At 57.4% G+C, this 390-nt stretch carries 1 rRNA gene; it reads left to right on the forward strand.

Features of this window, described 5'->3' with window-relative positions:
- Nucleotides 1-308 precede the first annotated feature (308 nt).
- Nucleotides 309-390: ribosomal RNA gene (locus M3666_RS16500) — 23S ribosomal RNA — on the forward strand; the annotation flags it as partial.

The raw sequence follows: 390 nt of genomic DNA on the forward strand, positions 1-390 counted from the left end.
TCGGGAGCGTAGCTTCCGGCCCTAGTACGCCAGCTTGCTGGTTGGGACGGGTCGGGGTGAGCGGGTCGGCTGGTGCACGTTGTTGGGTCCTGAGGGACCAGGCTTCCTGTTGACACGTGAGTGTTGGTGGGGGTTGGGCCTACGGGTCCTTCGTTGGGCCAGGGTGAACCTACCGGTTGGTGGGGGAGTGCTGGTGCCGATCGTATGTTGAGAACTACACAGTGGACGCGAGCATCTTAGATCGCTCGTGATGATGACCGGCTTTCGGGTTGGTTGTTGTTCGAGTCGATCGCAATTTTAATCTTTGTGGTCAAGTTTCTAAGAGCAAACGGTGGATGCCTTGGCATCTGGAGCCGAAGAAGGACGTAGAAATCTGCGATAAGCCTCGGG

This window comes from Curtobacterium sp. ODYSSEY 48 V2 (genome assembly GCF_023712625.1).
In the GTDB taxonomy this organism is placed as follows: Bacteria; Actinomycetota; Actinomycetes; order Actinomycetales; family Microbacteriaceae; genus Curtobacterium.